The sequence below is a fragment of the Pseudarthrobacter sp. YAF2 genome (assembly GCF_052113345.1).
GTDB lineage: Bacteria > Actinomycetota > Actinomycetes > Actinomycetales > Micrococcaceae > Arthrobacter.
On record NZ_JBFRDA010000012.1, the window covers coordinates 95212 to 119510 of the forward strand.

At 67.4% G+C, this 24299-nt stretch carries 22 protein-coding genes and 2 riboswitches; of the genes, 9 read left to right on the plus strand and 13 right to left on the minus strand.

From position 1 onward, the window contains the following. Positions 1 to 41 precede the first annotated feature (41 nt). Both AB4Y79_RS13630 and AB4Y79_RS13635 read right to left on the minus strand, forming a co-directional pair. A complete protein-coding gene (locus tag AB4Y79_RS13630; protein WP_441862689.1) occupies positions 42 to 257 on the minus strand; it encodes a CDGSH iron-sulfur domain-containing protein in 216 nt (71 codons plus the stop codon). Positions 258 to 355: 98 nt separating this feature from the next. Further along, positions 356 to 1411 (minus strand): iron-containing redox enzyme family protein, encoded by a 1056-nt coding sequence (locus AB4Y79_RS13635; protein WP_441862692.1) that lies wholly within the window; start codon positions 1409 to 1411, stop codon positions 356 to 358. A 367-nt stretch (positions 1412 to 1778) separates the two neighbouring features. Continuing rightward, positions 1779 to 1918, plus strand: a riboswitch (TPP riboswitch). 66 nt (positions 1919 to 1984) lie between these two features. On the opposite strand from AB4Y79_RS13635, the gene AB4Y79_RS13640 reads away from it, so the two are divergent. From AB4Y79_RS13640 to AB4Y79_RS13660, 5 genes are all read left to right on the plus strand, one after another. Next, positions 1985 to 2608 carry an ECF transporter S component gene (locus AB4Y79_RS13640; RefSeq protein WP_441862694.1) on the plus strand — a complete coding sequence of 208 codons (624 nt, stop codon included), beginning with the start codon at positions 1985 to 1987 and terminating at the stop codon, positions 2606 to 2608. Beyond that, positions 2608 to 4146, plus strand: coding sequence for an ABC transporter ATP-binding protein (locus tag AB4Y79_RS13645; RefSeq protein WP_441862697.1), 1539 nt, complete (start codon positions 2608 to 2610; stop codon positions 4144 to 4146). The genes AB4Y79_RS13640 and AB4Y79_RS13645 overlap by 1 nt, the downstream gene beginning before the upstream one ends. Beyond that, positions 4143 to 4946, plus strand: a complete 804-nt coding sequence (locus AB4Y79_RS13650; RefSeq protein ID WP_441862700.1) for an energy-coupling factor transporter transmembrane component T family protein — start codon at positions 4143 to 4145, stop codon at positions 4944 to 4946. Before AB4Y79_RS13645 ends, AB4Y79_RS13650 begins: the two co-directional genes overlap by 4 nt. A gap of 106 nt (positions 4947 to 5052) precedes the next feature. Continuing rightward, the gene (locus AB4Y79_RS13655; protein ID WP_441862703.1) at positions 5053 to 6576 is read left to right on the plus strand and encodes a UDP-N-acetylglucosamine 1-carboxyvinyltransferase; all 1524 of its coding nucleotides are present in this window, start codon (positions 5053 to 5055) and stop codon (positions 6574 to 6576) included. Positions 6577 to 6643: 67 nt separating this feature from the next. Further along, the gene (locus AB4Y79_RS13660) at positions 6644 to 7870 is read left to right on the plus strand and encodes a glutamate--cysteine ligase 2 (RefSeq protein WP_441862706.1); all 1227 of its coding nucleotides are present in this window, start codon (positions 6644 to 6646) and stop codon (positions 7868 to 7870) included. A 127-nt stretch (positions 7871 to 7997) separates the two neighbouring features. Here the strand turns inward: AB4Y79_RS13660 and AB4Y79_RS13665 are convergent, their stop codons facing one another. The 3 genes from AB4Y79_RS13665 to AB4Y79_RS13675 are packed head-to-tail and all read right to left on the minus strand — an operon-like array spanning position 7998 to position 9877. Next, positions 7998 to 9206, minus strand: a complete 1209-nt coding sequence (locus AB4Y79_RS13665; RefSeq protein WP_441862709.1) for an O-succinylhomoserine sulfhydrylase — start codon at positions 9204 to 9206, stop codon at positions 7998 to 8000. Further along, positions 9207 to 9617, minus strand: coding sequence for a rhodanese-like domain-containing protein (locus AB4Y79_RS13670; RefSeq protein WP_285243836.1), 411 nt, complete (start codon positions 9615 to 9617; stop codon positions 9207 to 9209). Beyond that, positions 9614 to 9877, minus strand: a complete 264-nt coding sequence (locus tag AB4Y79_RS13675) for a DUF1737 domain-containing protein (RefSeq protein ID WP_018760735.1) — start codon at positions 9875 to 9877, stop codon at positions 9614 to 9616. Before AB4Y79_RS13675 ends, AB4Y79_RS13670 begins: the two co-directional genes overlap by 4 nt. Positions 9878 to 9890: 13 nt before the next feature. Then, positions 9891 to 10005: riboswitch (SAM riboswitch) on the minus strand. A gap of 177 nt (positions 10006 to 10182) precedes the next feature. On the opposite strand from AB4Y79_RS13675, the gene opgC reads away from it, so the two are divergent. After that, the gene (gene opgC / locus AB4Y79_RS13680) at positions 10183 to 12645 is read left to right on the plus strand and encodes an OpgC domain-containing protein (RefSeq protein WP_441862714.1); all 2463 of its coding nucleotides are present in this window, start codon (positions 10183 to 10185) and stop codon (positions 12643 to 12645) included. A 122-nt stretch (positions 12646 to 12767) separates the two neighbouring features. Here opgC and AB4Y79_RS13685 read toward each other — a convergent pair whose 3' ends face one another. Beyond that, positions 12768 to 13022: a hypothetical protein gene (locus tag AB4Y79_RS13685; RefSeq protein ID WP_308929501.1), complete on the minus strand. Its 255-nt coding sequence runs from the start codon at positions 13020 to 13022 to the stop codon at positions 12768 to 12770. A 222-nt stretch (positions 13023 to 13244) separates the two neighbouring features. On the opposite strand from AB4Y79_RS13685, the gene AB4Y79_RS13690 reads away from it, so the two are divergent. Further along, positions 13245 to 13949: a TetR/AcrR family transcriptional regulator C-terminal domain-containing protein gene (locus AB4Y79_RS13690; protein ID WP_441862717.1), complete on the plus strand. Its 705-nt coding sequence runs from the start codon at positions 13245 to 13247 to the stop codon at positions 13947 to 13949. 22 nt (positions 13950 to 13971) lie between these two features. Here the strand turns inward: AB4Y79_RS13690 and AB4Y79_RS13695 are convergent, their stop codons facing one another. Both AB4Y79_RS13695 and AB4Y79_RS13700 read right to left on the minus strand, forming a co-directional pair. Beyond that, on the minus strand, positions 13972 to 14436 hold the full coding sequence (locus tag AB4Y79_RS13695) for a pyridoxamine 5'-phosphate oxidase family protein (RefSeq protein WP_441862720.1): 465 nt from the start codon (positions 14434 to 14436) through the stop codon (positions 13972 to 13974). A gap of 59 nt (positions 14437 to 14495) precedes the next feature. Then, positions 14496 to 15425 carry an aminodeoxychorismate lyase gene (locus AB4Y79_RS13700; RefSeq protein ID WP_441862723.1) on the minus strand — a complete coding sequence of 310 codons (930 nt, stop codon included), beginning with the start codon at positions 15423 to 15425 and terminating at the stop codon, positions 14496 to 14498. A 92-nt stretch (positions 15426 to 15517) separates the two neighbouring features. On the opposite strand from AB4Y79_RS13700, the gene cls reads away from it, so the two are divergent. After that, positions 15518 to 16993, plus strand: a complete 1476-nt coding sequence (gene cls, locus AB4Y79_RS13705) for a cardiolipin synthase (protein ID WP_441862726.1) — start codon at positions 15518 to 15520, stop codon at positions 16991 to 16993. An 18-nt stretch (positions 16994 to 17011) separates the two neighbouring features. Here cls and pabB read toward each other — a convergent pair whose 3' ends face one another. The 5 genes from pabB to AB4Y79_RS13730 form a co-directional block, all read right to left on the minus strand. Continuing rightward, positions 17012 to 19093, minus strand: a complete 2082-nt coding sequence (pabB, locus tag AB4Y79_RS13710; protein ID WP_441862729.1) for an aminodeoxychorismate synthase component I — start codon at positions 19091 to 19093, stop codon at positions 17012 to 17014. 19 nt (positions 19094 to 19112) lie between these two features. Continuing rightward, positions 19113 to 19652, minus strand: a complete 540-nt coding sequence (locus AB4Y79_RS13715; RefSeq protein WP_441862732.1) for a low molecular weight protein-tyrosine-phosphatase — start codon at positions 19650 to 19652, stop codon at positions 19113 to 19115. 132 nt (positions 19653 to 19784) lie between these two features. Further along, positions 19785 to 20408, minus strand: coding sequence for a LysE family transporter (locus AB4Y79_RS13720; protein ID WP_441862735.1), 624 nt, complete (start codon positions 20406 to 20408; stop codon positions 19785 to 19787). Between the two features lie 40 nt (positions 20409 to 20448). Continuing rightward, positions 20449 to 21267 (minus strand): methyltransferase domain-containing protein, encoded by an 819-nt coding sequence (locus AB4Y79_RS13725; protein WP_441862738.1) that lies wholly within the window; start codon positions 21265 to 21267, stop codon positions 20449 to 20451. A 73-nt stretch (positions 21268 to 21340) separates the two neighbouring features. Further along, positions 21341 to 21874: a MarR family winged helix-turn-helix transcriptional regulator gene (locus tag AB4Y79_RS13730; RefSeq protein ID WP_441862741.1), complete on the minus strand. Its 534-nt coding sequence runs from the start codon at positions 21872 to 21874 to the stop codon at positions 21341 to 21343. Positions 21875 to 22095: 221 nt separating this feature from the next. On the opposite strand from AB4Y79_RS13730, the gene AB4Y79_RS13735 reads away from it, so the two are divergent. Continuing rightward, positions 22096 to 24297 (plus strand): MMPL family transporter, encoded by a 2202-nt coding sequence (locus AB4Y79_RS13735; RefSeq protein WP_441862744.1) that lies wholly within the window; start codon positions 22096 to 22098, stop codon positions 24295 to 24297. Positions 24298 to 24299: the final 2 nt, after the last annotated feature.

The window sequence follows — 24299 nt, forward strand, 5'->3', positions numbered from 1 at the left end:
GTCCGGGCAAAGGCGTGGCGGGCTGCAAGCGGGTTGTTTGGCTAACCGGCCGCCGGGCCGGTGCGGAACTTGATCATCTTGTGCGTGCCGTCGCAGTAGGGCTTGATGGCCGAGGCGCCACAGCGGCACAAGGCAACGGTCTTGCGGTCGCGGGGCACGGCGTCCCCGGACGGCGTGACGATTTCAAAATCACCCCGGACGATCAGGGGCCCGTCCGGGCAGACCACGATGGAGCCCGTGGCGGATTCCTGATCCATGTCGGAGCCGGTTCCACGCTGTCCGGGATTCATGCCTGCACCGCTTTCATCGAGTTGTTGCCGTTCTTGGCGGGCCCGGCTATCCGGGGGTGCAGGCCTCATGCTGCCGCCGGGACGGCCGTCCGCAGCGATGATGCCCCGGCCTCCCACGAGGAGATCAGATGGGCGGACAGCCTGCTGTCGAGGGCCATTACGGCACTCGCCCCAAACAGGACGTCCGCGAGGAGGTGCGGCTCGGCTTCGACGAGGCCGCCGGCGAGGTCACGGCCTGCAATCTGTTCGTGGACGGCGTCTGCCTCCACATGCTCATCGAAGTAGTGGGTAACCTCCGCGCCGAAACCGTGCCGGCGGAATCCGTTGCCGTAAAACCGGTTGGGCTGGGAGGACGTCATTTCGTAGATCGCCAGGTGGCCGGTGATGGCACCCCGGAGCCGCCGGTTCAGGCCGCAGAGCGACATCAGGTTCACGGAGGCGAGGGAGACTGCGGGGACGGCATCAACGTAGGCGCCGTACCTGTCGTCGAGGCCCAGACCGCGCATGGTTCGGGCGAACAGCGCGCTGTGCATCCGCTCGGGCCGGCCGCCGCCGTATTCGTCCGCCTGGATTTCCACCAAGGCCGCCTTGGGCCGTCCGCTGAGCCGCGGAATGGCCCATGTGTGCGGATCGGCTTCCTTCAGCTGGTACACCGCCTTGTGGACCAGGAATTCCCGGAGCTGCTCCAGGCTTGCCTTCCTGGCAACGTAGCGGGAGAGGCTGGGACCGGTGTCCATGGCGGCGAGGCCGAACAGGACGTCGGCTACTTCGTCGCTGGTTATGGCGCCGCGGTCGGGCAGTTCGAAGTCTCCGGCCGCCTGGTGTGCGGCAGCGCGGAGGGCCGCCTCGAACGGTTCCTCGACCAGCTGCCGGACCCTGATCAACGCCGGCTCCCACTCCCAGTTGTCCGAGACGCTGTCCAGGCCGGAGTAATGGAGCTCGTAGAGGCAAAAGAGTGCCAGTTGGATGTCCTCGTCCCCAATGATGTCACCGGTGCCGGCCACCTGCCGTGCCGCGAGGCGGTAGAGCCGGTCCAGCTCCGTCCCTGCGGCGTCCGGTGCCTGGGCCAGGACTGTGAACAGGGCGCTGGTGAGGGGGCCTCTGGTGTCCGGGATTCTCATCGTGCTCCTTGGTCTGCCGCGGGGACGGGAACGAAGGCCGGACCGCCATGGTGACCCCCATGCCCTGTCCTCTCGAAAACCCGGGAAACAATATAGTAAGCATGATTACTAATAAAAGCTAAGCAGGCTTTGCACGGAGGCTCCTGCAGGACCACTGGCGCCCGGGCAGGCAGCGTGCAATAGGGGTAGGCAACCGGACGGCGTCCTGGTGGGGCGCGGCTCCAGCGAGGCCTCCGGCTGGGCGCCCGCCGAATCCTGTCACATGCGGTGGAATGGCGCTCATAGCCCGCTATCCACCCCTGCCCGGTGTAAACTTGACCACGCCCCGGAAGGGCAATCAAAAGCCTTACCCAACGAAAAACAACACCAATAACGACAGGGGAGCGCCGCCGTCGGACAACCTGGCTTGCCAGGAACCGCAGGTGGGCGCTGAGAGTGCGGAACAGCCGCAGACCCTCGAACCTGATCCGGTTAGTACCGGCGCAAGGGAGTCGAGTTCTCAAAGTGCCGCGGCTGCACGGCAACAGCCGTCAGCCGGGTCCACTTTCCCCTCCTGTTTCCCAGGAGGATCACATGAGTACTGCAGCAATCAAGAAGACCACCAGTAAGTCCTGGCGCGTCGTGGACATCGTCGTCGCCGCGCTGGTGGCCATCGCGGGCGGCGTCATTTTCTGGGCATGGGACCAGGGAGCAGCCGCGCTGTCTGCCCCCATGAATGCCGCCTACCCGCCCCTGACGGGGCTGCTGGCGGGTGGCTGGATGATTCCCGGCGTGCTGGGGATGCTCATCATCCGCAAGCCCGGTGCCGCCCTGTTCTGTGAAACCGTGGCCGCCACCGGGGAACTCCTCATGGGTTCCCAGTACGGCGCCTCGGTTCTCTTCTCCGGCTTCATCCAGGGCCTCGGCGCCGAAATCATCTTCGTTATTTTCGTGTACCGCAAGTTCAACCTGCCCGTATCCCTGCTGGCCGGCGCCGCGGCTGGGTTCTTCTGCGGACTGAACGACTCGTTCGCGCCGTGGGGCTGGAACATCGCCTACTCCGGTGCGGACAAGCTGGCCTACATCGTGTTGACCACCGTCTCCGGTGCCATCCTCGCCGGTGCCCTGTCCTGGCTCGCCACGCGCGGCCTGGCACGTACCGGCGTGCTGAGCTCCTTCGCGTCCCGCAAGGCCGCTACGGAGCCTGTCTTCTCCTGATGGCACCAGCCCAGGGCGCCGTCCGCCCCGCCGCCGTCACTGCCCGTGGCTGGGGCTGGCGGCATGCCGGCCGGGCAAAACCTGCCGTCCATGCCCTCGACCTGGACATCAGCCCCGGCGAGCGGGTGCTCCTGCTCGGTCCCTCGGGTGCCGGGAAGTCAACGCTGCTGCATGCCCTCGCCGGGGTGCTGGGTGATATCAACGACGACGGCGAGGCCGGCGACGCGGACGAGTCCGGTTCGTTGCTGGTTGACGGCGCCGTGCCCCGCGCCCAGCGCGGGCGTGCGGGACTCATGCAGCAGGACCCGGAGACGCAGGTGGTCCTCTCCCGGGTCGGGGACGACGTCGCCTTCGGCGCCGAGAACCTTGCCGTGCCCCGCGACGCCATCTGGGCGCGCGTGCACGAGGCGCTTGCCGACGTCGGGCTGTCCCACCTCCCGCTCGACCACCCGACGTCGGCCCTGTCCGGCGGCCAGAAACAGCGCCTGGCGCTGGCCGGCATCCTCGCAATGCGCCCGGGGCTGATCCTGCTGGACGAACCCACCGCCAACCTGGACCCGGACGGCGTGCTGGAGGTCCGCGACGCCGTGGCGCGCTGCCTGGACAAGACCGGAGCCACCCTGGTGGTGGTGGAGCACCGGGTCTCCGTGTGGAAGGACCTGGTGGACCGGATCGTGGTCCTGCAGCCGGGCTCCGCCTCGGATCCCGCCGTGCTCCTGGACGGGCCCCCGGACCGGGTGCTCAGCGAAGCCCGGGCCATGCTGACGGCCGCCGGGGTGTGGGTGCCGGGGTACGTGCCGGCAACCCGCCGCCGGGCGGACGTCCCAGCCGCCGGAACCGGCAACCTCCTGCTGGCAGCCGAAGACCTCGGCGTCTCCCGCGAGCGTCCCCGCCGCAAAGGTTTCCGGAAAATCCCGCCGGTTCCGGTCCAGGAAGGTGTTGCCGCGCAGGTCAGGGCCGGCCAGGCGCTGGCCGTCACCGGCCCCAATGGCGCCGGGAAATCAACGTTCGCGCTGACCCTCGCGGGGCTCCTGGAGCCGGTGTCCGGAAAAGTGTCCGCCACGGTGGACCTCAGCCGCGGTGCCGGGATCGACCCCTACATGTGGAAGGCCGAGCAGTTGATCTCGAGGGTGGGAACCGTGTTCCAGGAGCCGGAGCACCAGTTCGTGACCGGCAAGGTGCTGGATGAGCTGCTGTTCGGGCCGCGTCATCTTGGCCACGGCGAGGACCGGGTGGAGGAACTGTTGGAGCGGCTGCGGCTCACCCAGCTGGTGGACGCAAACCCCTACACACTGTCCGGCGGTGAGAAGCGGCGGCTGTCCGTGGCCACGGTCCTCGCCGCCAGCCCGCAGGTGCTGGTCCTGGACGAGCCCACGTTCGGGCAGGACGCCACCACCTGGGCCGAGCTGGCCTCGTTCCTGTCCGAACTCCTGGACGCCGGCACGGCAGTGGTGTCCGTGACCCACGACGCCGAATTCACCGCTGCCCTGGGCGGGGCGGAGCTGCGGATGGCTGTGGCGGAACCGGTGGCGCCATGAGGCAGCAACTGACGTTGAGCGGCAACCACGCCCTCCTGGCCCGAGCCAATCCGCTGAGCAAGTTCGCCGCCGTCGTGCTCATCACGGCGGTCCTGGCGCTGTCCATCGACTGGGTGTCCGCTTCCGTGGCCCTGGTTTTCGAGCTGATGTTGTTTCCCCTCGCGGGGCTCACCCTGTCGCTGCTCTGGCAGCGGGGCTGGCCGCTGATCCTTGCTGCCGCCATCGGCGGGTGGAGCACGTCCATCCTGGCGCCGGACAGCGGAAGGATCCTGCTCGACGCCGGCATCTGGACCATGAGCGAAGGGTCCCTCCAGCTGGGCATCGGCTTCCTGCTGCGCGGCTTCGCGATCGCCCTTCCAGCGGTGCTCCTGATGAGCTGCACCGATCCGACCGACCTCGCGGATGCACTGGCGCAGAAGGCGCGCCTGCCGCACCGGTTTGTTTTGGGAACCCTGGCGGCGATGCGCCTGGTGGGGCTTATGGCCGAGGAATGGCAGACGATCGGCATGGCCCGGCGCGCCCGCGGTGTGGGTTCGCGAGGGAACGTGGTCCGGCGGGTGAAGGCCACCCTGGGGCAGAGTTTTGGACTGTTGGTGCAGGCGATCCGCCGAGCATCGAGGCTTGCCGTCACCATGGAAGCGCGGGGCTTCGGCGGCGGGGACCGGACCTGGGCCCGCGAATCCACGTTCAGTGTGCTGGACCTGTGGGTGGTGGGCGGCGGCGTCCTGGTGGCCGGGCTTGCCCTGGGCGCGGCACTTGCCGCGGGCAGTTGGAATATGGTGTGGCTGGGCAGCAGCTAGGCCGTTACCGGCGGGTACTATCGCATGTAGCGGGTAGGTTGTCCCCGATTGGCTGCCTCGCAGGGCGATCCGCAGCCACCTAGCTCATTCATGATATATTTTCGGCATGACTCAGGAGACCGCCGGCCACGTGGCCGCCATGTTGAGGGACGCCCGGAGCGAGAAGGGCTGGACGCAGGGCCAGCTGGCTTCCGAACTCGGTACCAGCCAGAGCGCCGTCGCCCGGATGGAGCAGGGCAAGCAGAACCTCAGCCTCAAAATGATCCAACGGCTGGAGAACATCTTCGACCGGAGCATCGTCAACGTGGGCAAGCCCAGGATGACGCACCTGCGGGTGGAGGGCGGACGCACCCTGTCCGGCGCCGTGGACGTGAACAGCAGCAAGAACGCTGGTGTGGCGTTGCTGTGCGCCAGCCTGATCAACCGGGGCACCACCGTGCTCCGCCGCCTGGCCCGGATCGAGGAAGTCAACCGCATCGTTGAAGTGCTGACCAGCATCGGCGTGGAATGCACCTGGCTTAACGACACCGATCTCCGCCTGCGCCGCCCCGCCGTCCTCGACCTTGAAGCGATGGACGTGGACGCGGCACGGCGCACCCGCAGCGTCATCATGCTGCTGGGCCCGCTGCTGGATGAGTCACGGGAATACCGGCTGCCCTACGCCGGCGGCTGCGACCTGGGGACCCGCACCGTGGAACCCCACATGCAGGCACTGCGCGAGTTCGGCCTCTCGGTGGAGGCCACCGCCGGTTTCTACACTGTCCAGGCGCCCCCTGCGGACAACCAGGACCGCTCCTTCGTCCTCACCGAACGGGGCGATACCGTCACCGAGAATGCGATCATGGCGGCCGCGCACCGGCCGGGAACAACCGTGATCCGCAATGCCAGCCCCAACTACATGGTGCAGGATCTCTGCTTCTACCTGCAGATGCTCGGCGTCACCATCGAGGGCGTGGGAACCACCACGCTTCGAATCACCGGCCGGGCCGCGATCGACGCCGAGATTGAGTATTTCCCGTCCGAGGACCCCATCGAGGCGATGAGCCTGATCACGGCCGGCATCGTCACCAACTCCGAGGTCACGGTCCGTCGGGTACCCATCGAGTTCATGGAAATCGAGCTGGCCACCCTGGGCCAAATGGGACAGAAGCTCGAAGTCTCCGGTGAGTACATGGCCCGGAACGGCCGCACGCGGCTGGTGGACGTGACCACCAAGCCCTCGGAGTTGCGCGCCCCCGAGGACAAGATCCACCCGATGCCGTTCCCCGGGCTGAACATCGACAACCTGCCGTTCTTCGCCGTCATCGCCGCGAACGCGCACGGGCAAACCATGATCCACGACTGGGTGTACGAGAACCGGGCGATCTACCTGACAGAGCTCAACCGGCTCGGCGCGCAGGTGCAGTTGTTGGACCCGCACCGGATCTACGTCAATGGACCCACCAAGTGGCGTGCTGCAGAGGTGGGCTGCCCGCCGGCGCTCCGGCCCGCTGCCTGCCTGCTGCTGGCCATGCTCGCCGCGCGGGGCGTCTCCGAGCTGCGCAACATCTACGTGATTGAGCGTGGCTATGAGGACCTGGCGGAGCGCCTGAACACCATCGGCGCCAAAGTGGAGTACTTCCAGGACTAGGCGTTCACGGTTCGTCATGATCAGTGGCGGCTCCCGGAATTTCCGGCCCCTGACGCAGAATGTTCGTATGCGTACTTTCGGCGTGGAGGAAGAACTCCTGATTGTGGATCCGGAGTCCGGAGAGCCGCTTGCCCTGGCTGACGCCCTGCTCGCCGGACACCGTGTCGCGGCGGACGATCGTCCCGTGGAACCGGACGTCCGCCATTCCGGGAAGCAGGGGGACCACGACGACGAGATGGGCTTGAGTGCCGAGCTGAAGCTTGAGCAAATCGAGACGCAGACCCGGCCCTGCCTGGAATCCGCGGGCCTGCTCGAACAGATCCGGGCCGGCCGGGCAATGGCCAACCACGCGGCCGCCAAACATGGTGCCAGGGTCGCTGCCCTTGCCACCTCACCCCTGGCATCCACCAGCCATACGACGCCGGACCCGCGCTATGCCAGGATGCTGGAACGCTTTGGCCTTACGGCGCAGGAGCAGCTGACCTGCGGTTTCCACGTCCACACCTATATCGAATCACCGGAAGAAGGCGTCGCGGTCCTGGACCGGATCCGCGACAAGCTGGCCGTGCTGACGGCGTTGAGCGCCAATTCGCCGTTCTGGAACGGCGTTCCCACCGGATTCGAAAGCTACCGCACCCAAGCATGGAACCGGTGGCCGACCGCCGGCCCGGCCGCCATCTACGGAACATACCCCGCGTACCGGAGGGTGGTCACCCGGCTGCTGGAAACCGGCGTCATGCTCGACGAGGGGATGCTGTACTTCGACGCGCGGCTTTCCCGCAACCACCCGACCGTGGAGGTGCGCGTGGCCGACGTCTGCCTCCGGGCCGAGGACGCAGCCCTGATCGCCGTGCTGGTCCGTGCGCTGGTGGAATCAGCCAGCAGGGAATGGTCCGAGGGCGTGGATCCGGCCCCCGTGCCCACTGTCCTGTTGCGGATGGCGTCGTGGCAGGCCAGCAGCTCAGGACTTAGCGGGGAACTCCTGGACTTTGGGAATTTCCGCCCGGCCCCGGCCGCCGACGTCGCCCGTTCCCTGGTGGACTACCTGGCGCCCGTCCTGCACGAACAGGGCGAACTGGCCTTGGCCCGGCAGGGCGTGGAGCACATCATCGCCCGCGGCACCGGGGCCGCCGAGCAGCGCCGGGCCCGCGACCGGGCGCTGGCCGGACCACCTCCCGAGGACATGGGGTTCGGCGCCGTGGTCCGGCACGCCGTGGACGTCACCATGCGCGGCGCGCTGGATCTTTCAGACGTGGAGGACACCCCGGAACTCCTGCGGGTCCGCCAGGCCTGACAGTCTTCGACACCCACATTCGCCCTCGACCCGCAGGGTCATTCCCGCACCGGAAATATGGTGCGCGCGAGGGAACATGCGCAGCGCAAACGCGCAGGTGTGTCGCAGCTGAGAACCTGCGTCGCGGCTAGATCTGCTTGAGCGCCTGTTCCAGGTCGCGAATGAGGTCATCCGCGTCCTCGAGCCCCACCGACAGCCGGACCACGCCATCGCTGAGGCCAATGGCGGCCCGCCCCTCCGGCCCCATGGCGCGGTGCGTGGTGGTGGCGGGGTGGGTGATCAGGGACTTGGAATCGCCGAGGTTGTTGGAGATGTCGATGATCCGCAGGCCGTCCAGCAGCGCGAAGGCGGCCTCCTTGCCGGAGCGCGCGCCGGAAGAAGCCAGCTCAAGGGTGAGGACGGTGCCGCCGGCACTCATCTGCTTCGCCGCCAGCTCATACTGCGGGTGCGACTTCAGCAGCGGGTACTTCACCCAACTCACGGCAGGCTGCTCTTCGAGCCATTCGGCGAGCCGCAGCGCGGTGGCCGAGGAGTGCCGGACGCGCAGGCTCATGGTTTCCAGGCCCTTGGTCAGGACCCAGGCGTTGAACGCCGAAAGCGCCGGACCGGTGTGGCGCATCAGCTGCTTCACCGGGCCGTCGATGAATTCCTTGGTGCCCAGGATGGCACCGCCCAGGACCCGGCCCTGCCCGTCGATGTGCTTGGTGCCGGAGTACACGATCACGTCAGCGCCGAGGTCCCCGCAGCGCTGCAGCAGGGGAGTGGCGAAGACGTTGTCCGCAACCACCTTGGCGCCGGCGGCATGGGCGAGTTCACTCACCGCGGCGATGTCCACGATTTCCTGCATCGGGTTGGACGGGGATTCAAAGAAGACGGCGGTGGTGGGCTTGGACAGGGCCTCGCGCCACTGGTCCAGGTCCGGGCCGTCGACGAAGACCGTTTCCACGCCCCACCGGGGAAGGATCTCGTTCAGGATCACAAAGCACGAACCGAACAGCGAGCGGGCGGCCACCACGCGGTCGCCGGCGGCGAGCAACGCGCCCAGGGCGGTGAACACCGCGGACATGCCCGACGCCGTCGCGAAGCACGCCTCGGTGCCTTCCAGCAGCCGGAGCCGTTCCTGGAACGTGGCCACGGACGGGTTGCCGTACCGCGAGTACACAAAGCGTTCGTCCTCGCCGGTGAAGGCGCGTTCGGCCGCCGCTGCGGATTCGTACACGAACCCTGAGTTCAGGAAAATGGCCTCGGAGGTTTCCTGGAAGTTGGTGCGGTCCAGCCCGCCGCGGACCGCCTGGGTATCGGGGTTCCAGCCGGGGGCATCTTGATTGAAAGTCACTTAGTTCTTTCCGAGGTTGGTGGGCAGGCCGCGGTTCTTCCAGCCGTTGACGGTCCGTTCGCCGTAGCGGTCAGGCTCGCCTTCGAAGCCTTCCAGGACGTTGTAGGAGGTGAAGCCGGCCTGGGTGGCGGCGATGGCTGCGGCGATGGAGCGCTGTCCTGAGCGGCAGAGGAACACCAGTTCCGCGCCGGGGTCTTCGGGCGCCTGCTCCGTCAGATCCTTCACGAAATCCGGGTTGGGGATGCCGCCGGGGAAGGTCCACTGGATGAACAGGGGATCGTTGTCCGTTGCCTTGGTGTCCGGAATGCCGATGTGGGCCCATTCGCCCTCGGTGCGGACATCCACCAGGATGGCGCCCTGCTCCAGCTTGGCCCATGCTTCCTGCGGCGTCAGGTCTCCTGCGTAGCTCATGCGTGGCCCTCGCCGTCGAACTCGCCTTCCAGGTCATCAACCGCCGTGGCCACTGCGGCGTCTGCCGACGCGATCGCGGCCGGGAGGACAACTGCCTGGGCCACGATGACGCTGCTGCCGTTGAAGGTGGCCGCCGGGCTGCCGTGCAGGACGTAGCCGTCCGCGAGTGCAGCCGAGATCCGCTCACAGAAGGAGCGGTCGTCCGGGCCCGTAATCAGGCGGTAGGACAATTTTTCGTCAGGGGCGGGTGCGTCAGACACGACGGATCTCCTTCTTTCACGCTTGCAGCTCGAATCGGTCGATATGCCGAGTATTCACCTGAGGCACCCCGCCGCGAGAGGAGGGTTGCCGACCGGCCAGTCAGGGCTTAACACCGGTACTCATTACTCCCCAAAAACGTAACACCTGCCGCGCCAAGCCGCACGGCCGTCGTCGTCATGTTCCGTAATTGAGAGCTTGCAGCCGCTGCGCGTCATGGGAACACGGCAACCCCGCCGGACCGATAAGGTTTCTACCGGGGCGCCGCCCTGCCGTCACAGTGGGAGTACCGGGGGGTCTTGCCAGCATGCGAGCAGCAACATCGCACCACCGGGCCGGCCGTCGTGCCCGTCAGCGTTCCGTCGGAGCCTTCCTGGCCGCCGTCTTCGCGCTCCTGGCCCTCGTGGGAGCTGCAGGTGCGGCGCATGCGGCCGCCGCGACACCGGACCAGGGCAAGCCCTGGCTGGGTGCCGTCCTTGAGTGGGGCGAGGATACTGCCGCGGGATTCTCAGGCCGGCTGGGGGCGAGCCCGGCCGTCTTCGGCCACGACATCGCCTTTCCGTTCCGCGACTCGGACCGGAACAACATAGAGGGTTTCCTCCAGCAGGCCGGTGCCAAGGGCGCCCACGCCATGCTCACCGTGAAGCCGTCGGTGGCGCTGGACCAGATCGGCGCCACCGAAGCAGAAGCCTTTGCCGGAAAGGTTCGCGACCTGGCCTCCGGGTTCAAAGGCCAGCTGTTGATCCGGTTCGCCCCGGACATGAACTCGAGCTGGGTGGCCTGGGGCCAGCAGCCGGCCGCCTACCGGGAGGCCTTCAAGGCCGTCGCGGCTGCCATCAGGAAGGACGACGGCGGCCGGGCCGCCATGGTCTGGGCGCCGTACCTGGGCAAGGACTACCCCTTTGACCAGAGCCGGAACGCGCCGCAGCCGGGAAGTGACGGCTTCGCACTCCTGGACACCAACGGCGACGGCGCCTGGAACGGCTCCGATGCGGCCTACGCTCCGTACTATCCGGGCGACGACGCCGTGGACTGGGTGGGCCTGACTGCCTACCATGACGACACCGCCGGCGGGGCTGCCGTCAACACCGTGCCGCGCGCCGGTGAGCTCCAGGACATGCTGACCGGCTCCGGCAGCGCGAACTTCTATGGCACCTACGCGGAAGGGCGCAAGAAGCCGTTCCTGCTCCAGACCGCGGCGTTCTTCGCCCCTGCCGCGGGCGGCGCGCCGGAGGCGGACATCAAGCTGGGTTGGTGGGACCAGGTGGTGGGTACTGCCACCTCGCCCGCGTTCGCCAGGACGGCCGCGGTGGTGTGGGACGAGCGCACCAGCACCAGGGATACCGGCGTGGCAAGCATCGACTGGCTGCTGACTGGGAACCCCTCCATCGCCAAAGCTGCGCTGGACAGGCTTAAATCCACTCCCGTGGTCACCGGCCCGGTCACCGACGTGGCCGCGGACGGCACGTATGTCCGGGCCAACACCCTCTCCGGGGCGGCCGTCTGGACGGTGGCGCTGGCCATGGTCATCCTCCTGGCGGCGCTGTGGCAGGTTCCCCGCCGTGTCAACGCCGCCACCGGGTGGAGCTACCAAGACCCGGGAAACAGGGACTCGCGCGTCGATTTGCTGCGCGGGATGGCCATTGTCTTCGTGGTGGTCAACCACCTGGGCCTGGCATCACTGTTCCAGCTGCTCACCCAGGAAGCCGTGGGCTTTGTATCGGGCGCCGAACTGTTCGTGCTGTTCTCCGGCCTGGTGGTGGGCATGGTCTACGGGCCAAAGGCCAGGGAAGACTTCGGGAAGGTTGTGGACCTCACCTCCCGCCGTGCGGGGAAACTGTATGTGACCGCGCTGGCCGTGCTGATCGGCGTCTTCCTCATCTCACTGCTTCCGTTCTTCCACACCGAAGCGCTGACCACTTTCGTGGACCAGGGGACCGGCGGGGCCGGGCACAACGGCGCAGGCCGGACTTACGACCTCTACGCCGGGATGTCGTCGCTCTTCCAGTTCCCGGTGCCGCCCCAGGTTCTGCCGGCCATCATGCTGCTGCAGTTCGGGCCCTGGCAGTTCAACATCATGGGCTTGTACGTGGTGCTTCTCCTGGTCAGCCCGCTGATCCTTGCGCTCCTGAACCGTGGGAAGGCCGTGTGGGTCCTGGCGGCATCGCTGGCGGTGTACGCCGTGGGCGCCGGAACCAGGTTCCGGATCCTGCCGTCCCAGTTCGAGGACTCGTTCCCGCTGCTGGTGTGGCAGGTCCTGTTCGTGCTCGGGCTGGTGGCGGGATACCACCGGCGCAGCATCATCGCGTGGTTGTCGGCGCATGCCTGGGTGGTGGCGGCCTGCACTGTCGCCGCATTCGCCCTGGCCTTCTTGTCCTGGGGCAACCCCTACTTGGCCAACAACTACGACGTCCGGCTGGCGCTGATGCCGGACGCCACCTACCGGGCAATGTATGACGCCCTCTTTGGCCGGACCTACCTGGCCCCCGGACGCCTGCTCAACGTCGTCTTCCTGGTGGTGGCGGCCTACGCGTTCCTCAGCGCCTACTGGAAACCGGTGGAGCGGGCCCTGGGCTGGTTCCTGATCCCGCTCGGCCGGGCAACGCTCTACGTGTTCATCATGCACGTGGTGCTGATCGCCGTCGTAGCCAATATCCCGGCACTCCAGCAGGAAAGCATCTTCCTCAATACCGCGGCGTACTCCGTGGTGCTGGGCCTGCTGTGGGTGATGGTCCGCACCAGGTTCCTGTTCCGGATCATTCCCACCTAGCGGCCGGGCGGCCACCCGGGTATGCGGTGCCCGGGCATGAAAAATGCTGTGGCACTGTTGGTGCCACAGCATTAACTCACGTGCCGGATGTTCGGTGGGGCAGGCCCCACAGTCCCGGTGCCTTAGACCAGTTCGGGGTAGGAAGCGACAATGTAGTCGGCGGCTGCCGCACCCTTCATGCGCAGGCCCTTGCGGCTTCCCGGCAGCCGGTCCTTCATCGCTGCCCAGAACGTTGTTTCCGTGCCCGGCAGGTGCTGATTGATGAAGCACCAGCTCATGTACAGGCCGTAGAAGCGGTCGCGTTCCAGCGTGGAGTCCGATGTTTGGTCGAAGTAGGTGGCGTCTTGGAGAAAGAGATCAAACTGGGAATGTGCCATGAGGGCGTCCCTTCGCTAAGTGCGTGGCGCCGCCGTTCGGCTACAGCAGCGGACTCGATGCCGTGCACTGGTGGCAATCGGGTCCATAGATTCGATCCCCGGAAAAACTGGGGCCGTTAGCGCCGTCAACGCCTGTCTACGCTGTAGACTTTACTCGTAGACTACATATGAGGCAACCCTCTCGGAAGAAGCCGGGAGGCCGCCTCCAGCAAGGATAAAGCCATGACCTCCCCCAATCCGTCCCGCGCCGGCAAGGCCAAAACCAGGCTCAGCAGGGACATCGTGCTGGCTAAAGCGCTGGAAATGGTTGATGCCGAAGGCCTGGACGCACTGACCATGCGCGGCCTGGGCCAGGAGCTGGGGCGGGACCCGATGAGCCTCTACCGCTACGCGGAAAACCGGGCCGCCTTGCTGGACGGGGTTACGGAACTGGTCCTGGACCAGCTCACCATCCAGCCGGAGGACCCGGACTGGAAGGCCCAGTTGCGGAAGATCGCCCACAACCTGCGGATGCTGGCGCTGCGGCATCCCAATGTTGTGCCCCTGCTGGTCACCCGGCCCCTTTCCACCCCGCTGGGTTTGCGCCCGCTGGGCACGCTGCGGCCGCTGGAGCAGATCCTGTCCCTGCTGGCGGGTGCCGGATTCGAACCGGCCGACGCGCTGCACGTTTATCGCGTGTACTACGGCTTCCTCTACGGCCACATCCTCAACGAACTGCAGGAGTTCGTGGTGGACCCGGAAGAGAACGAGGTGCTGCTCCGGCTGGGGCTCCACCGCCTGCCCGCCAAGGAATTTCCCCGGCTGCGGGCGCTGGCGCCGGCGTTGTCGGATTACGACGGCGCCAGCGAACTCGACCAGGGGCTCACCATCCTGCTGTCCGGGCTGGAAGCGCAGCTTTCCCGGCAGGTGGCAGTACCGCTGAGTTAACGCGGGCGCGGCAAGCGCGGGCCTACTCGAACGAGGCCCGGCGGCGGTCCTGCACGCGGGTGTTCCAGACATCCGGCCGGTTCACCTGGAACCTGCGGCCGGTCAGGGCCTTGGCGTTGAGCCGGACATAGTTGGCCTTTTCGCCCGGCTGCCACGGTTCCAGGCCAAGGCCGTCCACCTGGTCCTTGACCGCCTGGTCCTCGATGATCCCGGTATCGCCCCGCGCCACCACACTCCACGCCAGTTCGGTGGCGGGGTCGTAGCCATCTATCTCCAAGGCGGCCGGGCGTTCCATCTTGGCGCCCCACAGCTTGGAGCCGGGCGCGGTGCGGAAGACGATGCTGCGCAGGTGGACGACGTAGTTCACGGGGAAGATTTCGGGATGCTCGTCCACCACGATGGCCAGCCTGCCCACGGTGTCATTGGCGAGGAGTTCCCAGCAGTCGTCAAAGGTGAGGTTTTCGATCGGCAGCTTGTGCGAGTCCATGGTCCACACCTTACGGCTGAAGCCCGAAGGGCAACAGGGCCGGTGGCCCTGTTGCGCGGCTACTGGATCCCGGCGAAAAGCCCGCTCAACTCGGCGGTCAGTTCCTTTTGGATGGCCGGCGCGCCGATCTCCTTGCCGTCGATCCGGTTCACGGGGGCCAGCAGGCGGACGCTGGAGATCAGCCAGACCGCATCCGCATCCAGCAGGTCCCGGGGTTCCAGCGGGCCGTACCCCAGCTCCCAGCCCGCCGCCTTGGCCGCCGCGAAGAGGGCACCCTGGGACGTTCCGGGCAGGATGCCGCTGTCCAGCCGGGGCGTGATGAGGCGCTTGACCGCCGTGCCGTCGTCGGACTTTTCCACGTGCGCCAGCAGCACGGTGGAGGTGGGGCCTTCCAGGACGCGGCCGTCCGAAGACACGAAGATGACGTCATCCGCGCCCTGCTTGTGGGCGTGCCGGAGGGCCGCCATGTTCACGGCGTAGGACAGCGTCTTGGCTCCCAGGAGCAGCCACGGAGCCCGGTCGGCCACGTCGCTGTCGTAGCCCCGGTCAAGGAGGATAACGTCAATGCCGGTTTCCCGCTGGCGGCGGCCGACAGCCCCCGCAGGCGATACCTGCACCCAGGCGGTGGGGGCGGGGGCGCCCTCGACGCCGCGGGTCACTACGAGCTTGACCACCAGTTCGTCTGCGTCAGCGTCCGACGGCGGGTTCCCGGCGCGGTGCCGGGCAACGGCGGCCGCAATGGCGCGCTGCCATGCCTCCTGCTCCGGAATTTCGAGGTCCAGCGCGCGGGCGGAGCCTGCGAGCCGGTCCAGGTGGGCTTGCATTTTCCGGACCGTCCCGCCGACGGCGAGCATGGTTTCGAAGATGCCGTCGCCCCGGGTGACGCCCAGGTCCGTGACCAGGAGCTGGGGTTTGGCGGCGTCCGCCATCCTGCCGTCCGGGTAAGCAGGGTCAAGGAAGACGAGAACGACGGGGGCTGGAGAGCTCATGGCACCAGCTTAGTGCGGCGGCGCCGCTAAGCTGGGCGGAGTGCGCCGGCCGGAACCGTCCCCGGAGCCTGATCTCCCCGGGAGTTATTGACGTGTTGTGGCCTTTTTCGCTTGCCGGCACCGCGCCGACGTGGGTTGTGGTGCTCCTGGGCTTTGCCGACCTGGTGATCAGGGTCCTGGCCCTGGGCATCATCCCCGGCAACAGGCGCCCCACCACGGCCATGGCGTGGCTGCTGGGGATCTTCTTCATCCCGTTCGTGGGCATCGTCCTGTTCCTGCTGTTCGGCAACTTCCAGCTGTCCAGCCGCCGGCGCGCACAGCAGGAGCAGGTCAACGACAGGGTGCGGGCAGGCATCAGCGCGCTCTCGGACGCGGAAAGCGACTACCCCGGCCCGGAGTGGGTGAAGTCCGCCGCTGAACTCAACCGCACGCTGGGATCGCTGCCCATGGTGGACGGCAACTCAGTGGACCTCATCCCGGGCTACCCGGATTCCATCCTGGAAATGACGCAGGCCGTGCGGAAAGCCAAGAAGTTCGTCAATGCAGAGTTCTACATCATGAGCTCGGACCATGTCACCAACGATCTCCTCACCGCCATGGAGGAAGCCGCCGAGCGGGGCGTGGAAGTGCGGCTCCTGTTCGACCACATCGGTACCCTCCGCATCAAGGGCTACCGGACGCTGCTCAAGCGCCTCCGGGCCGGCAAGATCCAGTGGAAACGGATGCTGCCGCTGCTGCCCATCCACGGCCAGTGGCGCCGCCCGGACCTTCGCAACCACCGCAAGATCATGGTGGTGGACGGTGAAATCGCGTTCACGGGGTCGCAGAACCTGATCGAGCCCTCCTACAACAATCCCCGGCACCGCAAAGCCGGCCGCGAGTGGGTGGAACTGATGGCGTGCCTGCGCGGCCCCATCGTGACCACCCTGAACGTCGTCTTTGCCACCGACTGGCTGAGCGAGACCGACGAATCACTGGAGCACCAGTTGCAGCTCCCGGCCAACCCGGAGCCCGGCAACGTCACGGCCCAGGTGGTGCCCAGCGGCCCCGGGTTCATCACTGAAAACAACCTGCGGCTCTTCAACACGCTCATCTACTCCGCGCAGCACCGGATCTCCATCTGCAGCCCGTACTTCGTCCCGGACGATTCCCTGCTGTACGCCATCACCACCGCGGCGCAGCGGGGCGTTGACGTGGAGTTGTTCGTCTCGGAAAAGGGTGACCAGTTCCTGGTCCACCACGCGCAGCGGTCCTACTACGAGGCCCTCCTCGAGGCGGGCGTGCGCATCTACCTCTATAAGGCTCCGTTCGTCCTGCACGCCAAGCACTTCACCATCGACGACGAGGTGGCCGTCCTGGGCTCCAGCAACATGGACATGCGCTCGTTCTCGCTGAACCTTGAGGTGTCCGTGATGCTCCTGGGGGAGGACATCGTGAACAAGATGCGGGCGGTGGAGGATACGTACCGGGGCATCTCCCACGAGCTCAGGCTGACGGACTGGCTCAACCGGCCGCTCGCGGCGCGCTACGTGGACAACGTGGCCCGCCTGACCGCAACCGTGCAGTAGCCGGCCGGCCCTCGGGGGTCAGTCGTCCGGGAACTCCGTCCCCAGGGTGGAGAGCACACCGAAGGCCTTGGTCCGGATCTCCTCGTACTCCTCCTCCGCCACGGAGTCCGAGGTGATGGCACCGCCGACGCCGAGCGTCAGGTGCGCCGCTCCGCCACCCCGGGCGTCAATCACCAGGGTGCGGATGGCGACGGCGAGATCCGTCGCCGAGTTCAGTGAAAAGTACCCGATGGCCCCCGAGTAGAGTCCGCGGGGTCCGGCCTCCAGCCGGTCCAGGATGGCCATGGTACTGATCTTGGGGGCGCCGGTCATGGAACCTGCGGGGAAGCAGGCCGCCACCGCCTCGGCCCGCGGCGCCCCGGGGAGGAGCCGGGCGTCGATGGTGCTGACCATCTGGTGGACGGTGGCGTAGCTCTCGATCGCGCAGAGCCGGCTGACCGTCACGGAGCCGGGCACCGCAAAGTGGCTGAGGTCGTTGCGCAGCAGGTCAACGATCATGATGTTCTCGGCACGGTCCTTCAGCGACGCAGCCAGGTCCGCACGCAGTTGCGAGTCTTCCTGCGGATCAGCAGCCCGGCGGCGGGTGCCTTTGATCGGTTCGGCGCGCATGCCGCCGTCGGACGCTATTTTCAGGAACCGTTCGGGCGAGGTGCTGGCGACGGCCAGGCCGCCCAGCCGCAGGTAGCTGGCGAACGGGGCGGGGTTGCGGCGGCGCAGCGCCAGGTAGGTGGTCCAGGGATCCAGGGTGTCCGCCGGGATCCGGGCTTCCAGGGTGGTGGTGAGGCAGACTTCGTAGGTGTTTCCCTGCGCGATCTCGTGCTGCGCGGCGGCGATTTTGGCCCGGTACAGGGCGCCCGTATCCCGGCTGCGGAAAGCGGGCGGTCCGGGACGTACGACGCCGGTGCTGCCGCCGGCGGCCGCGGCGTCCACCACCCCGGCCGGACCTGAGGCGGCGGCGTGCACGGCTGTCCGCGCCCGGGCCAGCCACTCGCCGGCGTCCGGTGCTTCAAGGGCCAGGAGCCAGGCGGTGCCTTCGGCGTGGTCCAGCACCACGCCGCGGCCGGCGAAGATCAGGGCCGCGTCCGGGGTTGGCGCGGCAAGGTCACTGCCGCCGGTCTCGCGCTTGAGCTCGTAACCCAGGCAGCCCAGCCAGCCCAGGGTGAACTGGCCCGGATAGTCTTCGGGAGTCCGCACCGCCCGCCGGCCCCACACGGTATTGAGCCAGCGGAAGAAGGGGCCTGGAACCTTCACCGTGGACGAGCCTGCACTGATCCGGCTCACCCCCGCACGGTGCGTGACAAACTGCCCGAACGTTCCGGCGTCGTCCGCCATGATGCTGAACCGGCTGCGTTCGGCGGCGGTCCTGTCCTGCCCTGGGCCTTCTGGTGCGTCCCGGTGGTTGGAGGAGTCCAGCCAGACGGCGTTGGGGGAGCTGCCATACAGGGAATGGAACAGGGCCGGTGCGTCCGGTGCCAGGTCCAGGCGCTCGGCGTGCAGGCGGAGGCCGCGGCGGGCAGACAGTTCCGGCGCGAGGACCGGCGCCAGCGCAGGCAGGTACGGGAGGAGCCGCAACAGGTCGCCGCGTGCGGAGCCGTCGGCGAGGTTGTTGACGCGGACGTCTGCCCGGCCGGGGACGTCGTCGCGGTCCAGCCATTCTTCTTCCTGGGCTGCCCACTGGTCCCAGAACGGTGTGTAGGTGTCGCCGTCCCGGTCAAGGGCGCGGGTCCGGCGGACATCGTCCGGTGACTCCGCCCAGATCACAGCGCTCAGGAAAGGGCGGGCAGCCTCCGACGCGGCGCCCACGCCCTCCACGATGACGATCTCCGCGGGCAGTGTTACCCGGGCGTCGCCGTCGTAATGGTTTGCCCAGTCCCAGCTGGTCCAGGTGGCGGCCTCGCCCCGGCTCAGCGGCGTGAGCACGGTAGAGACGTAGCGTTCGACGCCGGCAGCGAGCCCGTCCCAGCCCGGGTAGATGTCCTCGAGGTGGAACACGGACACCTTGTGGTGGGCGCGGAGCAGGGCCGCGAGTTCGACTGCGAGGGTAGTCTTCCCTGCGCCGGAGCGCCCGTCGATGGCGATGATGACGGGGGCTGGGCTCATGGACTAGAGCGTACCGTTTTCAGTGCGCCTGCCGCTGCAGTTCAGTGTTCCGCAGGGCTTCGGCCTTGATGTGGTCCACGATCCCGGGGAGGGCGGAGTGGATCTGGTGCCAGACGGCGTCGAAGTCCGCGTGGCCGCCGTACCAGGGGTCCTCGATGCCCTGGTCCAGCGGGTCCCGGGCGGCCATGGCGGGATCGAAGCTGCGGAGCATCCGGATCTTTTGGAGTGCATCCTGGCCGGGGGCTGCCTCGGTGAGCCAGGCGTAGTGGTCGATGTCCAGGGCCAGGATCAGATCCCGCTCGCTGAACCAGCGTGGGTCCCATTCCCGGGCGACATGGTTTTCGGAGGCCAACTGTGCTGCGGCAAGCCGGCGGGCGGCCCGGGGATCGATGGGCCTGCCGGCCTCGTACCCGGTGGTGCCGGCGGAGTCCACCTCCACCAGCCCGTCCAGCCCCTCGCGTTCCAGCGCTGCCGCGAGCATGAGCTCGGCCATGGGGGACCGGCAGATGTTGCCGGTGCAGACGGTGATGACACGGAATGGGCTCGACGTTGAGTTCATGAAGCTAAGCATGCGCGCTGGTTGCCCGTCTTGGCTAGCGGGCTGTTCACAATGTTTTACCGGTTTGTAAAGGTGCATTACTGGCTGTCATATGGGTACAGGTCCTGTGGCTGTTAAGCCGTCCGCTTGCTGCTAGTGGATCAGGGCCAGCAGGATGCCAACGCCCACGAACAGCGCACCGAAGACCCTGCTGAGGACGATTTGGCCCCGCTCGGTGCTGGTGAAGCGCTGGAAGGACCTGGCGGCTGCGGCGAAAAAGAACCACATCACCAGGATGTCGATGACCACGATGGTGGCGGTGAGTACCGCGTATTGCGTGAACAGGGGTTGCTCCGGCCGGATAAACTGCGGAGTGAACGCCAGGAAGAACACGATCGCCTTCGGGTTCAGCAGGTTGACCCAGAATCCGCGCCGGAAGATGGACCACGCCGGCTCATTGCGCAGGGCGGCGGCCTCCGCCTGGGCGGCCGTGGGCTTGCTCAGGAACTGGCGGATGCCCAGGTACACCAGGTAGGCGGCACCGGCGTAACGGATCACGTTGAAGGCCACGGGCGAGCTTGCCACCAGCACCCCCACACCCAGGGCCACAATCAGCACGTGCACCACCAGGGCCGCCTGCTGCCCCAGGATTCCCCAGATGGACCGGCGGAACCCCGCGTTCAGCGAGTTGCTCATGGTGTTGATGGCCCCGGCGCCCGGGGTGAAGCTGATGAGGGCGCCGGCACCCGCGAGGGCCAGCCACAGGGAAAATTGCACTCATCAATCCTACGGCGGGCAGCACGCCCAGGCTTCAGAGCTAGGCCCGGGCGATGACTTCGCCGTTGGGGATCAGGAACCAGCCGTCGTCGGTGGAGCCCCAGCGGTGCCAGCCGGCGGAAATCCTGGCCAGGTCCGCCGGGTTGGCGAATCCGTATTCCAGTGCCTGCTCGGCGAAGGCTGAATGCAGCACCCGTTCGCCCCACACCCGCGCCTGCCAGCGGCGCTGCTGGGCCGTGGCGTACAACCAGTTGCTGCTGCTGGGGGCGACGTCGGTGAACCCCGCGGACTGGGCCCAGCTGACCAGCCGGCGCCCGGCGTCGGGCTCTGCTCCGTTGCGGCGGGCAATCCGCTGGTACAGGTCCATCCACTCGTCCAGCTCCGGGATGGCCGGGTACCAGCTCATCCCGTGGAAGTCCGCATCACGGACCGCCACGATGCCGCCGGGCTTGGCCACGCGGCGCATCTCACGCAAGGCCTCCACGGGGTCGGTCAGGTGCTGGAGCACCTGGTGCGCGTGGACGAGGTCGAACGTTTCGTCGGCGAAGTCAAGGTCATAAATGTTGCCGGCAACGAATTCAACGTTGGGAACGCCGCGTTCGACGGCGAGGGCCTGGGCCTGGGCGATGATGTCGGGCGAGCGGTCCAAGCCGGTGACGTGCCCGGGGTTGACCAGCGCGGCAAAGTCGCAGGTGATGCTGCCCGGCCCGCAGCCGACGTCGAGCAGTGCTGTTCCCGGCGTGAGGTGCGGGAGGACGAACGCCGCCGAATTTTCGGCGGTCCTGGCGGCATGGGCGCGGACCACCGATTCGTGGTGGCCGTGCGTGTAGACGTCTTCCTCTGGCTGCTGCGCACTCATAACCAAACGCTACTCCCAACCGGGCTGCGGTTGCCGCTCCTGCGGGGAGGCGAAACCACAAAACCGAGGGGGGTTATCCGGGGTGGCCGTTCTTGGGTTGTTCGTCGGATGCCGCCCGGGCCGCGGCGGTGGCCTCGATCATCGCGGTCATGAAGCGGGTCACCGTTTCCAGTTCCGCCGGGGAGAACTCCGCCATGGCACCGTCCATGTACTGCGCCAGCGGGGCGAAGATGGCGCCGCCGTCCCTGAAGGCCTTGGGCGTCATCTTTAGTTGGACCTGGCGCCGGTCCGTGGCGTGCCGTTCGCGCACCACGTGCCCGGAGTTGTCCAGCCTGTCGATCAGTGCCGTGGTGGCCGGAGAACTCAGGTTCAGTTCCCTCCGCAGCACGCCGGGGGTTACCACCTCGCCCCTGGCGGTGTGGCGCATGATCACCGCCAAGGCATTCATGTCCGTCCGGTGCATGTCCTTGCGGTCTCCGGCTGCGTCCACGTACCGGTTCGCCTCGATGGTGAACTCCTGCAGAAGCCGAAGCAGGGGGTTCGGCGGGCCGAATTCGGGTCCGGCCTGGGGGAAGGGTGGGGACCCGGGGGCACTCTGTCCAGCCATGCCCACCTCCCTTCCGCCGTTAACGATCGCGTTCCTGCCAGGCCGTTTCTGCCCGACCATACTGACGGATATTACTTCAGCCGCCTGAGCCCCGGCCCTGTCCGCACGGTCGGGACCTGCCGTCGGCGCCTTCAAAAAACCTTGACTGGCACTTATCTCCATGATGGAGATAATCTATGATGGAATCAATCCTACTCGCGGCACCCTGGATGGAAGGCATCATGAAACGAACAAAAGTTGCCAAAGAGCGCGTCCCGTTCTGGCTGCGCTGGCTCATTCCCGTCGTCCTGGTCGTGACCTGGCTGGGACTGGCCGGGGTGGGCGGCCCCACGTTCGGCCGCCTGGAAGAAGTCTCCAGCAATGACCAGGCGTCCTTCCTGCCCGCCAGCGCCGAAGCGACCGAGGCGCAGGACTGGCAGGCAAAGTTCCGGGACTCGGACGAGGTCCCCGGCATCATCGTCATCGAAAACACAGTCACCTTCACCCCCGCAGAGCTGGGAAAGCTGGCCACGCTCAAGACCAGCCTCGAAGGCCTCAAACTGGGCAGCACCGTGATCGGCCCGATCCCGTCCAAGGACGCCAAGGCCGTCCAGTTCGTTGTCCCCATCGGGTCCTCCACGGAACTCAAGGACGCCGTCAAGGAACTCCGGGACACGGTGTCCGCAGCAGCACCGGCTGGAACGCAAACGTTCGTAACCGGACCGGCAGGGCTGGCCGCCGACCTGGCCGCCGCGTTCGGCGGCATCGACGGCATCCTGCTGCTCGTGGCCCTGTCCGCCGTCTTCGTGATCCTGCTGATCGTCTACCGGTCCCTGCTGCTGCCCATCATGGTGCTGCTGACCTCAGTCTTTGCCCTCTGCGCGGCCATCCTCCTGGTCTTCGGCATGGCCAAAGCCGGCTGGATCCAGCTCAACGGCCAAAGCCAGGGCATCCTTTCCATCTTGGTGATCGGCGCGGCCACGGACTACGCCCTGCTCTTCGTGGCCCGCTTCCGGGAAGCGCTCACCCACACCACCAACCGGACCGCCGCAGTCCTGACCGCCTGGAAGGCCTCTTTCGAGCCCATCCTGGCCTCCGGCGCCACGGTGATCATCGCCCTGCTGTGCCTGCTCTTCTCGGACCTCAACTCCAACAAGGCCCTCGGCCCGGTTGCCGCCGCCGGCATCCTGTGCGCCCTGTTCGCCGCGCTGACCCTGCTGCCCGCACTGATGGCGCTCCTGGGCCGGGCCGCGTTCTGGCCCTTCCGCCCCAAACTGGTCCCCGCCGACCAGCGCGAACCCGAACTGGTCACCGGGCTGGAAGGCCAAAAGGGCCTGTGGCGCGCCACCGCGTCCTTGGTGTCACGCCGGCCGAGGACCGTATGGGTGGCCTCCGTCCTCCTGCTCCTGGTGGCCGCCGGCGGCCTGCTGCAGCTCAAGGCCAACGGCGTGCCGCAAACGGACGTCATCCTCACAGCCTCCAACGCCGTTGACGGCCAGGACGCGCTGGCGCGCCACTTCGACGCCGGCAGCGGCAGTCCCGCCGTCGTGATTGCGGACCAGGCCAAGGCCGCCGAGGTGCTGGACCGGGTCAAAGCGGACGACGGCGTGGGCGAGGCTTATCTCCTGGCCCCGGGCAGCGTGCCCATCACCGGAGCGCCCGGAGCTCCCAGCACCCCGGACGTGAGGGACGGGAAGATCCTCATCAACGCCACACTGAACGACGCAGCGGATTCCCTGCAGGCCGAGGAAACCATCAAGGCCCTCCGCACCGAGGTCAAGGCAGTTGATCCCGGTGCGCTGGTGGGCGGCGTCACCGCCACGGCCCTGGCCACCAACACCACCGCCCAGCACGACCTCGTGGTCATCATTCCGGTGGTCCTGGTGGTGATCCTCTTCATCCTGATGCTGCTGCTGCGCTCCATCGTGGCCCCGGTCCTGCTGGTGCTCTCCGTCGTGCTGTCCTACGCCGCCGCGCTCGGGGTGTCCGCGTTCGTCTTCAACAACATCTTCGGGTTCCCCGGAGCGGATGCCACTGTTCCGCTGTTCGGCTTCGTGTTCCTGGTGGCCCTGGGCGTGGACTACAACATCTTCCTGATGAGCCGGGTCCGGGAAGAATCGCTCAAGCACGGCACCAGGCCCGGGATCCTGCGGGGCTTGGGCGTGACCGGCGGCGTGATCACCTCCGCCGGCGTGGTGCTGGCCGCCACGTTTGCCGCCCTCGGCGTCATCCCCATCATGTTCCTGGTGCAGCTGGCCTTCATCGTGGCGTTCGGCGTGCTGCTGGACACCGTGCTGGTGCGCTCTCTGCTGGTGCCGGCGCTCGCCTACGATATCGGCCCGAAGATCTGGTGGCCCGGCAAACTGGCCCGCGCCCAGGCAGGGGCGGGCACCCAGTCCCGGGAGCCCGGCGTCGAGCCCCGCACGGAGGTTCCCACCCGCTGACG